The sequence below is a fragment of the Bradyrhizobium sp. PSBB068 genome, assembly GCA_016839165.1.
Taxonomy (GTDB): Bacteria; Pseudomonadota; Alphaproteobacteria; order Rhizobiales; family Xanthobacteraceae; genus Bradyrhizobium.
In genome coordinates, this window is the sequence record CP069300.1 from 1,145,431 (window position 1) to 1,162,100 (window position 16,670).

Annotated in this window: 15 protein-coding genes; all 15 read right to left on the reverse strand. The window is 67.5% G+C overall.

The window, feature by feature from the left end:
* Positions 1-4: 4 nt before the first annotated feature.
* Entirely contained in the window at positions 5-853 is an 849-nt protein-coding gene (locus tag JQ507_05475) for an MBL fold metallo-hydrolase (GenBank protein QRI70967.1), read from the reverse strand.
* A 51-nt stretch (positions 854-904) separates the two neighbouring features.
* Positions 905-1,795, reverse strand: a complete 891-nt coding sequence (locus JQ507_05480) for an amidohydrolase family protein (protein ID QRI70968.1) — start codon at positions 1,793-1,795, stop codon at positions 905-907.
* Positions 1,792-2,910: a VWA domain-containing protein gene (locus tag JQ507_05485; protein ID QRI70969.1), complete on the reverse strand. Its 1,119-nt coding sequence runs from the start codon at positions 2,908-2,910 to the stop codon at positions 1,792-1,794. Before JQ507_05485 ends, JQ507_05480 begins: the two co-directional genes overlap by 4 nt.
* Positions 2,907-3,788: a MoxR family ATPase gene (locus JQ507_05490; protein QRI70970.1), complete on the reverse strand. Its 882-nt coding sequence runs from the start codon at positions 3,786-3,788 to the stop codon at positions 2,907-2,909. The genes JQ507_05485 and JQ507_05490 overlap by 4 nt, the downstream gene beginning before the upstream one ends.
* 8 nt (positions 3,789-3,796) lie before the next feature.
* Complete coding sequence (locus JQ507_05495) at positions 3,797-4,819, reverse strand: xanthine dehydrogenase family protein molybdopterin-binding subunit (GenBank protein QRI70971.1); 1,023 nt, start codon at positions 4,817-4,819, stop codon at positions 3,797-3,799.
* 2 nt (positions 4,820-4,821) lie between these two features.
* Positions 4,822-6,414, reverse strand: coding sequence for a xanthine dehydrogenase family protein molybdopterin-binding subunit (locus JQ507_05500; protein ID QRI70972.1), 1,593 nt, complete (start codon positions 6,412-6,414; stop codon positions 4,822-4,824).
* 12 nt (positions 6,415-6,426) lie between these two features.
* Positions 6,427-6,906, reverse strand: coding sequence for a (2Fe-2S)-binding protein (locus tag JQ507_05505; protein QRI70973.1), 480 nt, complete (start codon positions 6,904-6,906; stop codon positions 6,427-6,429).
* Between the two features lie 5 nt (positions 6,907-6,911).
* Positions 6,912-7,730 carry an FAD binding domain-containing protein gene (locus JQ507_05510; protein QRI70974.1) on the reverse strand — a complete coding sequence of 273 codons (819 nt, stop codon included), beginning with the start codon at positions 7,728-7,730 and terminating at the stop codon, positions 6,912-6,914.
* Between the two features lie 14 nt (positions 7,731-7,744).
* A complete protein-coding gene (locus JQ507_05515) occupies positions 7,745-8,188 on the reverse strand; it encodes an SRPBCC family protein (protein QRI70975.1) in 444 nt (147 codons plus the stop codon).
* A 216-nt stretch (positions 8,189-8,404) separates the two neighbouring features.
* Positions 8,405-8,842, reverse strand: a complete 438-nt coding sequence (locus JQ507_05520; GenBank protein ID QRI70976.1) for an SRPBCC family protein — start codon at positions 8,840-8,842, stop codon at positions 8,405-8,407.
* 9 nt (positions 8,843-8,851) lie between these two features.
* Positions 8,852-11,743 carry a flotillin family protein gene (locus tag JQ507_05525; protein QRI70977.1) on the reverse strand — a complete coding sequence of 964 codons (2,892 nt, stop codon included), beginning with the start codon at positions 11,741-11,743 and terminating at the stop codon, positions 8,852-8,854.
* Positions 11,744-11,769: 26 nt separating this feature from the next.
* On the reverse strand, positions 11,770-12,603 hold the full coding sequence (locus tag JQ507_05530) for a phosphoenolpyruvate hydrolase family protein (GenBank protein ID QRI70978.1): 834 nt from the start codon (positions 12,601-12,603) through the stop codon (positions 11,770-11,772).
* 3 nt (positions 12,604-12,606) lie between these two features.
* Positions 12,607-14,817 carry an ABC transporter permease gene (locus JQ507_05535; protein ID QRI70979.1) on the reverse strand — a complete coding sequence of 737 codons (2,211 nt, stop codon included), beginning with the start codon at positions 14,815-14,817 and terminating at the stop codon, positions 12,607-12,609.
* Complete coding sequence (locus tag JQ507_05540) at positions 14,810-15,592, reverse strand: ABC transporter ATP-binding protein (GenBank protein QRI70980.1); 783 nt, start codon at positions 15,590-15,592, stop codon at positions 14,810-14,812. Before JQ507_05540 ends, JQ507_05535 begins: the two co-directional genes overlap by 8 nt.
* Entirely contained in the window at positions 15,585-16,670 is a 1,086-nt protein-coding gene (locus JQ507_05545; GenBank protein ID QRI70981.1) for a branched-chain amino acid ABC transporter permease, read from the reverse strand. Before JQ507_05545 ends, JQ507_05540 begins: the two co-directional genes overlap by 8 nt.

The following is a 16,670-nucleotide window of genomic DNA, read 5'->3' on the forward strand; positions in this document are numbered from 1 at the left end:
GCAATTATGCCGGGAACCAGTTGCGTTGCGGCAGGCTCTGCACGACCGGCCCGGGCACCTGGTCATGCAGCCGGCCGACCACCATGCCTCCCTCGATCTTGGCGGGGCGATCATGCACCGGCAGCAGATAGCGCGAGCTGGAGAGCAGCTTCTTGATCGCGGCCTTCTCGGCGCGCTTGCTGGTGCCGTGGTTGCCGGTGGTGCGCGGCTCGGCGTCGTGGATCTCGTTGAAGGGTGTGACGATCTGGTCGTTGAAATCATAGATCACGTCGCCACAGATCGTGGCAATGCCGTCAGCGGTGTGGACGTGAATGTTCATCGAGCCTTCGGTGTGGGCGTTGGCGGCGTCGCAATAGACGCCGGGCATCAGCTCGACCGGGCCGGTGATCTCGAGGTCGAGGAAGCGCAGCGCGCTCTTGGTATGCAGGCGGTCGATCAGGTGCTTGATGTCGGGCGCGGGATACTGCGGATGCATCAGGCCGGAGACTGAGTATTCCAGCTCCTTGCGGTTGACGACGACAGTCGTGTTCATCGGAAACAGATCGTCCTTGCCGGCATGGTCGATGTGCAGATGGGTGTGGCAGACGAAACGGACGTCGCCCATGCGTACGCCGTGGCGGGCGAGCTGGTTCTCGATCATGTTCTCATGGAACTGGAGCCCGCGCATCCCGAGCGTCTCCATGATCTGGTTGGAGCGGTAGCCGGTGTCGACCAGCACAGGGTAGGGCCCGCCGAGAATCAGGAAGCCGAGCGTCAGGACGCGGCGGGTGCGGCCGCAATTGTGCCCGAGCACGAGGAAGCTCGATTCCAGCTCGATATCGCCATAGTCCAGAATCTTGATCTCCAACGGCATCGCTCTCCCTCCAAATTCGTGTTCGTTGTTGTGTTCGTATTCGCGGTGCGGCTATGGCTCCAGCCGATAGACCCGCGCTGCGGTTGTGCTGAAGATCGCGGCACGCTGCTCGCGGCTGAGCCGTTCGGCGGCCGCCTTGAATGCGTCGATGAGATCGCGGTAGCTGGTCCACAGCTTCTCGATCGGAAAGTTCGAGCCGAACAGGCAGCGCTCTGCGCCGAAGATCGCAACCGTATCGGTCATGACTCCGGCAATATGCGCGGCATCGTTGCGGTGGATGAAGGTGCCGAGCCCTGACAGCTTCGACACCACGTTGGGGCATTGCGCCAGCCGCGCCATGCCGGCGCGCCAAGCGGCGCGGCCTTGCGGTGACAGGTCTTCCAGCATGCCGGCGTGCTGCAGGATGAAGGTCACGTCGGGACAGGCTGCGGCGAGGCCTGCTGCGCCTGCCATCTGCGGCGCGAACACCTGCAGGTCAAAACTCCAGCCATAGTCGGCGAGGTGGCCGACATTGCGCCGGATCACGGGATCGCCGCAGAGATCGGGCCGTGCCGCGAAGCGATAGAGCGGGTTCTCGTGCCAGTGCAGCTGCATGCGCACCCCCCGCACCAGCGGATAACGCTTCAACCGATCCAGTTGCGGCCGCACGTCGTCGACGGAGAAGTCGGCATAGGCGACGAGCGCGTGCGGCCAGCCATGTTCGTCCGCGGTCTGCTGCACCCAGGCCGCTTCGTCCTCGAACTGGCCGTTGGGCCAATTGGTCTGGACATAGACCGAGCGGGTGACGCCGCTGCCCTTGAGATCGTCGAGATATTCTTGGATCGGATAGTCGCGGCGGATCGGCTCGTAGGGGCCGAAGATGCGCGGCTGCATCGGGCCGGACAGCCAGGCGAGATCGGCCTGACGCCAGATGTGATGATGTCCGTCGACGATTCCAGTCACGCAGCTCTCCTTGTTCCGAGCGACAGCAGATGCGCGACCACGGCCGCGCTCGATCCGCCGTCCACGAGATCGTCGACAAAGCGCTGGATCGCGATCAGCGCCTCGGTTTGCGGCTTGAAGCCGGAGGCGGTCGCGAGCGGTGTCAGCCAGCTCACGCGCCAGGCCCGGCGCGACAGTTTTGCGACCGCGTCGCGCAAGGCGGCCGGATCGCCGCGCTCCAGGCCGTCGGAGACGATCACGACCGCTGCGCCGCGGGCATATCCGCCGAACCGCGGTACCGCGAGGAACGCCTGCAACGCGTCGCCGATGCGGGTGCCGCCGTCCCAGTCGCTCACCAGGAACGAGGCTGCGTTCAGCGCCTGCTCGCGCCGTTTCAGCCGCAGCGCCGGCGTCACGCGGGTCAGCCGCGTGCCGAAGGTGAACACCTCGACATTGCCGGCTGCCTGCACCAGTGCATGCGCGAGCCGCATGTTCTCCTCGGTGCGTGCCTTCATCGAGCCGGAGACGTCGATCAGGAACAGGATCTTGCGTGGGCGCTGGCGGCGGCGCATCCGTCCCAGTCGCAGCACCTCGCCGTCATTGCGCACGCTGTCGCGCAGCGTGCGACGCAGATCGGCGAACGGACCGCTGCGGGCACGGCGTCGCCGGTGGCCGCGCCGCCGCGGCAATCGTCGTGCGGCTTCGCGCGACAGTTTTCGCAGCGGATCGCTGGTCGGAACTTGCGCAAAGCGGCGCTCGACCAGCGCTTCGGCCCGCGCCGCGGCGAGGCCGGATTCGTTGGCTTCGTCGGCGAGCGGCGGCTCGTCCTCGCCGCGGCCTTCCTCCTGGAGGCGGACGGTCTCCTCGTCCTCGCCTTCGGCCTGCTCGATCGCCTCAGCGCCGCGGAAATGGATGTCGAACAGCCGGTCGTATGTCGCGCGACGCTCCGGCGGTGGCGCCAGCGTGGCAAGTCCGGCCCGGCGGATGTGCTCCAGGCTCCGAGGGCCGAGCAGCTCAATCGCAGCCAGGAAGCTCGTCGTCTGCTCCGGCGCAACCGAGAAGCCGTTGGCGCGCAGCAGCGCGACAAAGGAGACGAAGATATGCGCCGCGCGCGGCAGCTGGAGGTCGTCGCTCACGCCGCCGCCTCCGCGATGATCGCATCGAGCCGCGGCGAGATGAAATGCAGATCCTCCTCATCCTTCAGCGCAACGCCGATCGAACGCTTGAACGCGTCGGGCCAGCGTGCGCCGCCCTTGTTGAGCAACGTCGCGGCTTCCGCCCAGTCGACCGCCTCGGCAATGCCCGGGGCCTTGCTCAGCGGCTCGCGGCGCAGCCGGCCGACCGCGGCGACCACGGCGCGAGCTGTGGCTTCGGCGACGCTGGAGGCCCGCATCATCACGATCCGCGCCTCGCGCTCGGCATTCGGATAATCGATCCAGTGGTACACACAACGTCGCCGCAGCGCCTCGTGCAGGTCGCGGGTCCGGTTCGAGGTCAGCACCACCACAGGATGCTCGGCGGCGCGGATCGTGCCGCGTTCCGGGATCGAGATCTGGAAGTCGGACAGGAATTCGAGCAGGAAGGCCTCGAACTCCTGGTCGGCGCGATCGATTTCGTCGATCAAGAGCACGGTCGCATCAGGCGCGCGCAGTGCCGCGAGCATTGGGCGTTCGATCAGGAACGACTCGCCATAGATGTCGATGCTCTCCTCGCCGGCCTGCCGGATCGCCAGCATCTGGCGCGGATAGTTCCACTCATAGAGTGCCGCCGCGGCGTCGATGCCTTCATAGCATTGCAGCCGGATCAGCCTGCGGCCGAGCACGGCAGCGATCGCTTTCGCCGCCTCGGTCTTGCCGACGCCCGGCGCGCCCTCGAGCAGCAACGGCTTGCCGAGCGCGAGCGAGAGATAGGAGGCCGTTGCGATGCCGTCGTCGGCAAGGTAATAGGCCGCCCGCAGCGCCTTCTCCAGCGCCTCGGGGCTGTCGATGCCGACAATGTTGCTGCGGACCGGCATGGAAAACCTCAGCGCCGCGGCTGCGGCCGCGCGCCGCCCTGCGCCCTGATCGCGCGCAGCACCTTTTCCGGCGTAATCGGCAGATCATCGATCCGCACGCCGACCGCGTTGAAGATCGCGTTGGCGACCGCAGGCAGCACCGGATTGGCGCACATCTCGCCCGGTCCCTTGGCGCCGAACGGGCCGTCCGGCGCAGGGCGTTCCAGCACCGCGATGTCGTGCGGGCAGATGTCGCCTGGCCCCGGCATCAGATACTCGACGAAGTCACGCGGCCCGTGCACCGGCTCCGGATAATAAGGCTCCGGCGTCTCATAGAGCGCGTGGCTGACACCCATCCAGGCGCCGCCGACCAGCTGCTGCTCGACCAGCCGCGGATTGAGCGCGCGGCCGAGCTCATAGGCCGAGTCCATCCTGACCATGTCGACCTCGCCGGTCTCGTCGTCGACCTCAACCTCGGCGACCAGGCAGGCATGCGCATAGCAAGTCGCCGGCGACATCTCGCCGGTCTCGGGATCGACGTCGGACAGCGGCACCAGGAAGATGCCGCGGCCGGAGATGGTCTTGCCCTGCTTGAACTGAGCTGCGATCGCGACGTCCTTGGTCGAGATCGAGCGGTGCGGCGCGCCCTTGACGTGGATGTTGCCGCGGCCGTCGGTCTCGAGGTCGGCGGCATTCACCTCCAGCTCCTCGGCGGCCGCCTCCATCATCACGCCGCGCGCCTCCCGCGCCGCCGCCATCACGGCGTTGCCGACGCGATGGGTGCCGCGCGAGGCAAACGAGCCCATGCAGTGCGGGCCCGTGTCGGAATCCGCAGTGTCGACATAGACGTCCTCGACCGGGACGCCGAGCGTCTCGGCGCAGATCTGCCGCGTCACCGACTTCATGCCCTGGCCGAGATCGATCGAGGACAACGCCACGGTGAACTTGCCGCTCGGGTTGGAGTGCACCAGCGCCTGGCTCGGATCGCCGCCGAGATTCATGCCGATGGGATAATTGACCGATGCGATGCCGCGTCCGCGATGCCTTGTCATGGTCAGCGCCTCCTGGTGCCGAAGACGGAAGAGAAGCGGGTGGCGCCATGCGACGGCGCGCTCGGCCGCGGTGGCGGAGGAGATGGTGGTGGCGGCGACGGCGGTGGTGGCGGCGGCTCGCGGGTCGCGGCCGGCGCTCGGTCATACGTCGTGCGCTGCTGGGACGGCACGGCGGGCGGCGCATGCGTCTCGCGCGGGGTCGGCGTCACCGCAGCGCGGGCGCCGCCGCCGTCCTTGCGCGACGACATCCGCTTGAAGTCCTCGCGAAGCGGCCATTTGGCCTTCTCGGCGGCAACTTGCACGCATTCGATCAGCGCGGTGTTCTTGGCCTCGCGGCGGTGCGCCTTCATGTCGCCGTCGCGATACGCATTGAGGATCCGGATTTCCATCGGGTCCATGCCGACGAGATGGGCCAGCTTGTCCATCTGGCATTCGATCGCGAAATCCATCGCCGTGACGCCGAAGCCGCGCATCGCGGTCGCCGGCGTGCGGTTGGTGAAGACGCAATAGACGTCGCCGTGGACGTTCGGGATGGTGTAGGGGCCGGGCAGATGCGCGGCGCATTTCACCGCCGCATAGCTCGACAGCCGCGTATAGGCGCCGCTGTCGAAATAGGCCCGCACCTTTCGGGCGACGACGCGGCCGTCGCGCATCACGCCGTCCTTGATGTAGATGCGTTCGGCGCCGCGCGGCGGGCCGTACTGCATCTCCTCCTCGCGCCCGAACACGTAGCGCACCGGACGTCCGGTCAGCATCGCGCCGAGGATGCAGAGCGGCTCGGTCAGCGTATCGACCTTGCCGCCGAAGCCGCCGCCCACCGTACCGCCGATGAAGTGGAAGGTGTTTGACGGCACGTCGAGGATCTTGGCGCAGGTATCGACCGAGAAGAACAGCGCCTGCGTCGAGGTGTAGACGATGTAACGGCCGTTGGTGTCGGGTGCGGCGATCGAGCCGTTGGTCTCGGTCGGGGCATGTTCGATCGGCGACATCTGGTAGCGCTGCTCCAGCACGTGGTCGGCCGTTGCGAACGCCCGGTCGGCGTCGCCGAAGCGAAGCTGCTGGCGATCATAGGTCTCGTGATAGGTGAAGGTGTTCTTGGGATAAACCTCGTTGACCACGGGCGCGCCCGGCTTCAGCGCCTCCTCGACGTCGAACACGGCCGGCAGCACCTCATAGTCGATCTTGACTTTCGCGATCGCCTCATAGGCCTCGCGCGGGCTGTCGGCGACGATGGCGACGATCGGCTCGCCCTTGTAACGAACCTTGTCGACCGCGAGCGACGGCTCGTCGTCCTTGCCGAAATTAATCAGGCTGAGCAGCGTGTTCAGATTGCGCGGCACGTCGGAGGCGCGGATCACCCGCCGCACGCCCTGCGAGCGCTCGGCCTCGGAAGTGTCGATGCGGCGCAGCCGCGCGTGCGGATGCGCGCTGCGGACCACCTTCAGATGCAGCATGCCCTGCAGCTTGTGATCGTCGAAATAGGGCGAGGTGCCGGTGACATGGCCGAGCATGTCCTGGCGCTGCGTGCCCTTGCCGATTTCCTTGAGATTGTCGTCGCGTTCGTCGGCGAAGATATCCTTGCGCAGTTCCAGCATGGCACTGTTCCCTTACGCGCGCGCCCGGCCGCCGGATGCGGCAGCCAGCACGGCGTTGATGATCGGCTCATAGCCGGTGCAGCGGCAGATATTGCCGGAGATCGCCTCGACCACCTCGGCACGGCTCGGCTGCGGATTGCGATCGAGCAGCGCTTTCGCGGCCATCAGCATGCCCGGCGTGCAATAGCCGCACTGCGCGGCGAAATTGTCGGCGAAGGCGCGCTGCAACGGATGCAGATTGGGGCCGTCCTTGATGCCGTCGAGCGTCTCCACCGAACGGCCGGCGACCGTCTCGGCGAGCGTCAGGCAGGATAGATGCAATTCGCCGTCGATCAGCACGCTGCAGGTGCCGCAGCCGCCCTGGCCGCAGCCGAATTTCGGCGTCATGTCGCCGATCAGCTCGCGCAGCGCGACCAGCAGGTTGGTGCCGCCATCGACGAAGATCGCGACGTCGCGGCCGTTGTGGCGGAATTGAAGTGGGGTCTTGGCCATGCGTTCTATTCCTGACCGGACAGCAGGCGCTTGAGATGTACGCCGACGATCTCGCGGCGATACCAGGCGCTGGCGAGCGCATTGTCGCCGGGCGACGTGCCCTCGACGGCGGCCGCGGCGGCGGCGCCGATCGTGGAAGCATCCAGCGGGCGGCCTTCCAGAGCTCGCTCGGCGGCGCGGGCGCGGATCGGCGTCGGCGCCATCGAGCCGAGCGCGACACGGGGGCCGACGATGCGGCTGCCGTTGACCGGCAGATGCGCCGCCAGCGTGATGACAGCGCCGCCCTTGGGCTTGATCCGCGCGATCTTGCGGTAACGGAACGCATCGGCGCTTCCAGGTTTTACGAACGAGATCGCCAGAACCAGCACACCGGTCTGGCGGTCGCGCGATTGCAGGAATTCCTCGATCGGAATCTCGCGGCCGCCGAGGCCGCCCTGCACCGATACCATGGCGTCGAGCGCGAGCATCGCGACCGTGAAGTCGCCATATGGCACCGGTGCGAACAGATTGCCGCCGACCGTGCCCATGTTGCGCACTGCAGGTCCGCCGATCGAGCGGGCGGGGGCGTGCAGGAAGCCGAGATCGCGTTCCGCCAGGATGCGGGCGAAGGTGACGCCGGCGCCGAGCGTGATGCGCGAGCCTGTAGCGTCGATCCGCGTCATCGCATGGTCGCTGGCGCGCACGATTGTCGAGATCGAGATGTCGCCCTCGTTCAGCGCCCGCATCACCAGCGTGCCGCCGCCGAGATAGCGGGCGCTGTGATCCGACGACAGCGCCGCCGCGGCGTCATGGCTGCTGGTGAAGGTCTTCACCGTGACTGGCATGATGTCCTACCCGCTTACGCGGCCTCCTTCAGATGCCGGCGGATGGCCTCGAAGCCGGCCTGGTAGATGTCTTCCGAAACCATCTGCGTGATGCGATCCCGGTCTTCGGTCCGCGTCGTGAAGCGCGATTCCCAGTGCCAGAAAGTGCGGTTGCCGTCGGTGACTGGCAGCAGGCGGACATGCGCCACGTAGTTGAACATCGGGATCGGCGTATCGAGCAGGCAGTAGCTGAACGATTGTTCGAGATCGGAGAGCGCCAGCAGCTGCTCGCGCAGCTCGGCGCCGTCCTGCAGCTTGAAGCGCCTGACGCAGCCGATCTTGTCGGATGGCTGCGCGCGCTCGATGCCGCTGCTCGCGACCGCCGGGTGCCAGCGGTCGTGGCCGTTGAAATCGCGCAGCACGGCCCACACCGCATCGGTCGGTGCATCCAGGATCGTGCTTTTGACGATGTGCGGCACGGTCAAAGTCCAGTGTCTGCGAGTTTGATGGAGCTATCCGCGAACCTCACCTCTCCCCATCGGGGAGAGGTCGGCGCGCAGCGCCGGGTGAGGGGGCTCAGGTCCCGCGAGAGACCGTAACCCCTCACCCGGATCGCATCTTGCGATGCGATCCGACCTCTCCCACAGGGGGAGAGGTGGACCGTCTGCGTCGCGATAGCTGGACGATACATATCGCTATCCTCCGAACGCCCGCTTCAGCGCGTCGAAGCCGCCCTGGAACACGCCGCCGCCGATGTTGTTGACGAGCTCGGCCTCGCGCTCCGGCGCGCAGTCGAACTCCGCGGTCCATTCCAGGAAGGTCTGGTCGCCGTCGGTGACCGGCGTCAGCCGCAGGGTTGCGACATAGTTCTCGACGCCCATCGGGGATTCCAGGATCGAGTAGGTGCAGAACATGTCGTAGTCGGACAGCCCGAGCAGCTTCTCCCGGATGCGATCGCCGTTGCGCAGGCGGAAATCCCTGACGCAGCCGATCTTGTCGGAGGGCTCGCCGCCTTCGATCCGGCTTTCCGCGATCGCCGGATGCCAGTTCGGCAGCCCGTTGAAATCACGGACCCGGGCCCAAACCCGGTCGTTGCGGGCGTTGACGACGGTGGAGACGTAAACCCGTGCCATGGCGTGCGCTCAGTCCTTCTTGCGCGGCGTGCGCTCGGGCCGCGGCTCGCCGCCGCCCTCGGGCGCCGCCGGCTTGGCGTCAGCGCCGCCCTTGCGCGCGGAGTCCTTGATGCCCTGCATGTCGCGGGCCTCGCGGATCAGGCCGGGCATCTTGGCGAGGCTGCCGCCCTCGACACCGATATCGGACAGGATCGAGTCGATCAGCGGCGCCTGCACGCGGTAGCGCAGCGCCGAGTCGATCACCTCGTCGGTGGCGCTGCGGCCGTTGCCGCCGCCATTGCCGTTGCCGTTGAGGCCGTCGACCTGGAGGATGCGGATGCCCTCGATCTTCTCCATCGGCTTGACGCTTTCGCGCACGATGCCCTCGATCCGGTCGAGCAGCTTGCGGCGGAACAGCGAGTAGCGCGCCTGGTCGGTGAGCACGTTCTCGGCCTCGTTGAGCAGGCGCTGCGCCTCGGCCTCGACCGCGGCGCGAACCCGTTCGGCATCGGCAGCAATCTTGGTCTCCTCGGCCTGCTTCTCGGCCAGCAGCACCTCGACGGTCTTGCGTCGTTTCGCGATCTCGCTCTCGCGCGCCGTGACGACGCGCTCGGCCGCTTCCGTGGCGCGGATCCGGGCGTCTTCGGCTGCAGCGCGCGCCGCGGATTCCTCCAGCGACTTCTGATGCAGCGCAATCGCCTTCTCCATCAGCGCGGTCTCGACGTCCTTCTCGCGGTTGACCTCGAGCTTGCGCAGCTCGCGCTCGCGGCCGACCCTCGCCTCGTCGAGGCCGCGGTCCGAGGCGATGCGGGCGCGCTCGACTTCCTCACGCGCAGCGATCTCGGCCTCCTGCAGCGACTGGTTGCGGGCGACCTCGAGCTGCTCGATCGCCCGGCGCCGTTCGATCCGGGCGGCCTCCAGCGCCTGCTCGCGCGAAACGTCCGTCGTGTCGATGTCCTTGCGCGCCACGATCTCGGCCTGACGGACCTGCCGGTCGGCATCGATCCGCTCGGAGCGCTTGGCGGCGAGCGCGATCACGCGCTCCTCGTCGGCGAGCTCGATCGCCTTCTTCTGGTCGATGTTGAGCACTTCGCGGGTTCGCGACGAGGCGATTCGCTCGCTCTCCAGCGCCAGCTCGACATCGATGCGCTGCCGCTCGACGGCGTCGCGGCGCTTCAGCTCGGCGGCCTCGATCGCCCCGGTGCGTTCGATCTCGAGCCCGCGGGTCTCCCGCTCGGCGCGGATGCGCTGTGCAGCGACCGACTTCTCCTGCGAGATCCGTGCCGCCTCGATCGCCTCGCGCGAAGCGATGTCGGCTTCCTCGATCGCGCGGGTGCGGGCGATTTCGAGTGCCCGGACGTGCTCCTCCTGGGCGATCCGGGATGCTTCGGTGGCTTCGCGCGCGCTGATCCCGGCGATCTCGACGGCCTGGTTGCGCTCGATCTCGAGCTTGCGCGTGGTGTGGTCGGCGGCGATGCGCTCGGCGGCCAGCGTCTTCTCCCTGACGATCCGGGCGGCCTCGACCGCCTTCTGCGCCTCGATCTCGGCTTCCTGGATGGTGCGCACCTGCTGGATCTCCAGCGCGCGGGTGCGTTCGTCGGAGGAGATGCGCTCGACGTTGACCGTCATGGTCTGGGCGATGCGCGCCTTCTCGGTGGCCTCGCGGGCCGCGATCTCGGCTTCGTCGACCGCGCGGGTGCGCTCGATTTCGCGGCGGCGGGTCTCCTCCTCATTGGCGATGCGGGCATCGGTGACGACGCGGTCCTGCTGGATTCGGGCCTTCTCGATCGCCTCGCGGGCGGCGATCTCGGCTTCCTCGATCGTGCGCATCCGCTCGATCTCGCGCTGGCGCACTTCGCGCTCCGATGCGATCCGCGTGGTATCGACCGAGCGCTGGTTGGCGATCCGGACCCTTTCGATCTCTTCGCGGGCCAGTAGCTCCTTCTCCTCGACGGCGCGGGTCCGCTCGATCTCCTTGTGCCTTGTCTCGCGCTCCGAGGCGATCCGGGCTTCGGTGATCGCCTGCTCGTTGGCGATGCGAGCTTTCTCGATGGCTTCGCGCGCGGTGATCTGGGCCTGTTCGGCTTCGGTCTCGCGCAGTGCACGCTCGCGGGCGACTTCGGTGCGCTGCAGGGCACGGCGCATCTCGATGTCGCGCTCCTGCTCGAGGCGGGCGGTCTCGCTCTCGCGCTCGATCTCCAGTGCCTGCCGTTCGGCCTCCAGATTGCGGGAGCGGATCTTGATCATCGAGTCCTGCTCGATGTCGTTGCGCAGCTTGCGCTTGGCCTCGATGTCCTCCATCAGGCGGGTCAAACCTTCGGCATCGAACCGGTTCGAGGGGTTGAAATATTCGAGATCGGTCTGGTCGAGGTCGGTGATCGCGACCGACTCGAGCTCGAGGCCGTTTTGCGCCAGCGCTTCCGCTGCATTGGCCTTGACGCGGGCGACATAGTCGCCGCGCTGCTCGTGCATCTGCTCCATCGTCATCTCTGATGCGACCGAGCGGATCGCGGAGATGAACTTGCCGGAGAGCAGGGTGTGCAGCTGCTCCGGCTCCATGGTGCGGCGGCCGAGCGTCGCGGCGGCGATCGAGACAGCTTCGCGGGTCGGCTGGACGCGGACATAGAAATCGGCCTCGATGTCGACGCGCATGCGGTCGCGGGTGATCACGGCATCCTGCCGGGAGCGCACGATCCCCATCGGCAGCACGTTCATGTTGACCGGCGTATAGTCGTGGATGAACGGCAGCACGAAGGCGCCGCCATTGATCACCACCCGCTCACCCATGAAACCGGTGCGGACGAAGGAGACCTCCTTCGACGAGCGGTGATACAGCCAGTTCACGACGTAGACGATGATGACGATCGCGACGATCGCGACGATGAGCCAGAGGATCAATTCACCGACCAGCATCCCCGACATCTCTTCCTCCCTTGGTCACGGCGGCTCTAGCGCGCGCCGATCGCCTTGAATTTCCGAACCTGCTCCGTCAGCGCCCGCTCGACCGGCAGGCGCTCCATCGAGGAGGCGCCGTAGAAGCCGTGGCAATTGCGGGTCTGCTTCATGATGAAATCGGCATCCGCGGGATCCGCGATCGGACCGCCATGCGCGAGCACGATGATGTTGGAATTGACGCTGAGCGCGGCCTCGGCCCAGGCCTCGATGCGGGCGGGACAATCTTCGAGCTTCAGCGCAGTCTGGGCGCCGATCGTGCCGCCGGTGGTCAAACCCATATGGCAGACGATGATGTCGGCGCCAGCGATCGCCATCGCGGTCGCTTCCTGCTCGCTGAACACATAGGGCGTGGTCAGCATGTTCTTGTCATGCGCCTTCGCGATCATGTCGATCTCGAGCGCGTAGGACATGCCGGTTTCTTCGAGATTGGCGCGGAAGATGCCGTCGATCAGCCCGACGGTCGGGAAGTTCTGCACGCCGGCAAAGCCGAGCGCTTTCAGCTGGTCGAGGAACAGGTCCATGTCGCGGAACGGGTCGGTGCCGTTGACACCCGCGAGCACCGGCGTGTTGGTCACGACCGGCAGCACTTCGGCGGCCATCTCGACGACGATCGCGTTGGCGTCACCGTAGGGCATCAGTCCGGCGAGCGAGCCGCGGCCGGCCATGCGGTAGCGACCGGAATTGTAGATCACGATCAGGTCGACGCCGCCGGCCTCCTCGCATTTCGCTGACAGGCCGGTGCCGGCGCCGCCGCCGACGATCGGCTCGCCGCGTGCGATCATGGCGTGAAACTTCTTCAACAGCGCACCGCGTTCAAACCTGGGCATGGGTCACCTCGCCACTCTGCGCCGGCCACCGGCGCGTCCGAGCAGCGGACGGAACGCGCTGACGATGGCGGCGGTGAACTCGGGATCGTTGATGTTGCGCTTGACGCGGATGATCTGGCGGTTGCCGGTCTGGCGTACCGTGCGCTCCAGCGTGCGGAACAGCGCGGCGTCCGCATCCGGGTCCCAGAACGGCTGGCCGGGCGCGTCGAGCGCCGAGACGCCGCCCTCGGGCAGCAAGAAGCGCACCGGCCCGTCCATCTGGTTGAGGCGTTCGCCGATCCAGCGGCCCATCCGCTCGTTCTCTTCCGGCGTGGTCCGCATCAAGGTGACCTGCGGATTATGGACGTGGAACTTGCGCTGCCGGTAGCGCTCCGGGATGGTGTCCGTCGCGCCGAAGTTCACCATGTCCAGCGCGCCGACCGAGCCGACATACGGCACGCGGCTGCGGATGATGGCGCCGAAACGGTCCTCGGTGGCCGGGAACACGCCGCCCATCAGGAGGTCGCAGACCTCGGTCGTGGTGAGGTCGATCACGCCGGCGAGCTGGCCGGACTCGACCAGCTTCTCCATCGAGCGGCCGCCGACGCCGGTGGCGTGGAACACGAGACACTCGAAATCCTCGCGCAGGTCGGCCGCGATCTTCTGCACCGCCGGCGTGGTGACGCCGAACATGGTGATGCCGATCGCGGGCAGGCTGGCGCTCGTCTCGCGCTGCTTGCCGGCCTGGTCGTCGAGCCGTGCCTTGACCATGCCGACCAGCGCATGGGCGCCGTTGCCGAGCACGGCGCGCGAGATCGAGTTGAGGCCCTGCACGTCGGTGACCGAGTACATCATGGTGATGTCGGCGGGCCCGACATAGGGGCCGACGTCGCCGGATGCGACCGAGGAAATGATGAGCTTGGGCACGCCGACCGGCAGCGCCCGCATGCCGGGCGCGACCAGCGACGCGCCGCCCGAGCCGCCCGCGGAAATGATGCCGGCGATATTGCCCTGGCGCCGCAACCAGCGTTCGAACGCTTCCGCCATCGCCGTCACCGAAGCGCCGCGATCGGCGCCGAACACGCCCGAGCCGCCGCGACCGTGGTTCAGCGCGATCTCCTGCGCGGTGACGTCGCAGCTCGCTGCTCTTCCGCTGGTCGAGACATCGACCAGTCGGGTGCGCAGGCCGCTACCCGCGATGATATCGCGGATGAAGCGCAGCTCGGCGCCCTTGGTGTCGAGCGTGCCGACCACCAGCACGACAGGCGGCCCCGACATTCGGGATGCCGTCGGTTCGCGCCGCTGGCGGGTGGCCTCTTCGAGCCGGGTGACACCGGTGGACTGCGTCCGCGCGGCGGCTTCGATGCGGGCGATCGGCACCGGCTGCGACCAACGCGTCGGCGGCACCAGATTGGAAACATAGATGCGGAGCGGCCCCTTACGTTCCGGTTGCGGCGTGCCGGCAGCTTCGGCCTTCGCCGGAGCCGCTCCGGCGTCGGTCTCATCCGTGCCGTGGGTGCCGACGCCGAGCAGCCGCTGCTGCAGCTCGCGGTCGGTGGCGAGGCGGGCGGAATCGATGATGCGGTTGATCCGGCCATTGACCATGATGGCGACGTTGCGCGATACCGCCGTCGCCACGCCGATGTTCTGCTCGATGACCAGGACGGAGATGTCGCCTTCATCGCCGAGGCGCAGCAGCATATCTTCGACCTGTGCAACGATCACAGGCGCAAGCCCCTCGGTCGGCTCGTCCATGATCAGCAGATGCGGGTTGGTGAGCAGCGCGCGCGAGATCGCGAGCATCTGCTGCTCGCCGCCGGAGAGCTGGTTGCCGCCATTGTTCTTGCGCTCGGCGAGGCGCGGGAAGATGTCGTAGATGCGCTCGATGGTCCAGGCGCCGCGGCGCAGGCCGCCGGCGAGCGCAAGGTGTTCGTCGACGGTCAGCGAGCGCCACAGCCGCCGGCCCTGCGGCACATAGCCGACGCCGAGCCGGGCGATCCGCGCCGGATTGAGCCGCGCGACCTCCTCACCGCGAATCCGGATCGAGCCGCCGCTGGCGCGCACCAGTCCCATGATGGCCTTGCACAGCGTGGTCTTGCCCATGCCGTTGCGTCCGACCACCGAGAATACGCCGGTGTCGAGTGTGAGATCGACGCCCTGCAGCGCATGCGAATGGCCGTAATAGACGTCGAGGCCCTTCACCTCGAGCGCGGGCGCGGCGCGGCGGTCATTCATGGCCGCCTCCGAGGTAAAGCTCCTGCACCTCGGGATCGGATTCGATCTCGCGCGGCAGGCCTTCCTTGAAGATGCGGCCGTTGTGCATCATCGTCACGCTCTCGACGACGCGCAGCGCAACGTCCATATCGTGCTCGATGATGATGTAGCCGATATGTGCCGGCAGCGAGGTCAGGATCTCGATCAGCTCGCGCCGCTCGGTCGGCGACAGCCCCGCCGCCGGCTCGTCGAACAGGATGAAGCGCGGCGCGCCGGCCAGCGCCAGCGCGATCTCGAGCTGCCGCTGCTGGCCGTGCGCCAGCTCGGCGACGCGCTGGTCCTTCACGCCCGCGAGATGCACCGCCTGCACCAGCGTCTCGGTCGCGTGCATCAGCGCATCGTTCTGCCCGGGGCGCAGCAACGAGAACCGGCCGCGCGAGACACCGCGGCAGGCGAGGTAGACGTTGTCCTGCACCGTGAGGCCGGGGAATAGCGCCGAGATCTGGTAGGTGCGGCGCAGGCCGCGGCGGATGCGCTCATAGGGCGGGAACTGGGTGATGTCCTCGCCGAAGAAGCGGATCGTGCCGGAGGAGGGCGGGAAGTCGCCGGTGATGCAGTTGAACAGCGTGGTCTTGCCGGCGCCGTTGGAGCCGAGCACCGCACGGCGTTCGCCAGGCCGCACCGTGATGGTGACGTCGGTCAGCGCCGCCAGCGCGCCGAACAGCCGGGTCACGCCGCGCAGCTCCAGCGCCGCGCCGGCGCCGACGACGGACAGCCGCTGCGCGACGCTATCCATGGCGGCCTCCGCCTGAACCTCGTGTCGAGGAGGCGTTGCGGCGCCGCCAGCGTTCCCACAGCCCGATCACGCCGTCGGACGACCAGAACACGATGGCGAGGAAGCCGAGCCCGATCAGCAGCCGGAAGCGGTTGCCGTCGAGCCCGAACTTGATCAGCACGTCGAGCGCGAAGGTACGCAGCAGGACGAAGATCAGCGCGCCGATGAACGGGCCGATCGGCCGTGTGATGCCGCCGACAACGGCGATGATCAGCACGTCGATGCAGGCGCCGACGCTGACCGAGCCGGGCGAGATCTGCCGGTAGTTCCAGACCTGCAGCACGCCGCCGAGCGCCGCGATGAAGGCCGCGAAGGCGTAGGCCGCGATGCGGTGGGCATTGGGGTTGAAGCCGAGCGCCCCCATCCGGCGGGGATTGTCGCGGACGCCCTGCAGCGCGAGGCCGAACGGCGCGCGCGAGACATACTGGACGGCAAAGTAGGAGATCGCGGCGACGCCGAGCGTCACATAGTAGAAGGCGATGTCGCTGCGCCAGTCGACGCCCCAGAAATGCGGCGTCGCCACGGTGTTGATGCCGGTGTGGCCGTTGAAGATCGCCCAGTTCTGGTTGGTGAAATAGTAGAACGCAGCGCCGATCGCGAGCGTGATCATGATGGTGTAGATGCCCTCGGTGCGCACCGCGAGCGCGCCGCCGAGCGTGCCGAACAGCGTCGCCAGCGCCAGCGCCATCGGGGTTGCCAGCCACCACGGCCAGCCCAGGCTGATATTGGCGTTGCCGCTCACGCCGAACACCGCGACCATGTAGCCGGCGAAGCCCGCGATGGTGAGCTGCATCAGGCTGACCATGCCGCCATAGCCGGCGAGGAACATCAGGCTGAGGGCGATGACGCCGAGGATCAGCGTGGTGGCGAAGATCTCGATCAGGAAGAAGCCGTTGGCGATCAGCGGCATGATCACGAGGATCAGCGCGACCAGCCAGGCCACGGGATTCTGGAATTCCGGCCAGGTGCGGAGCAGGGCGCGGCGGGTCGCGTTGCCGGATCGGTCGGTGCGGAACTGGGTGCTCTGCAGCAATGACAT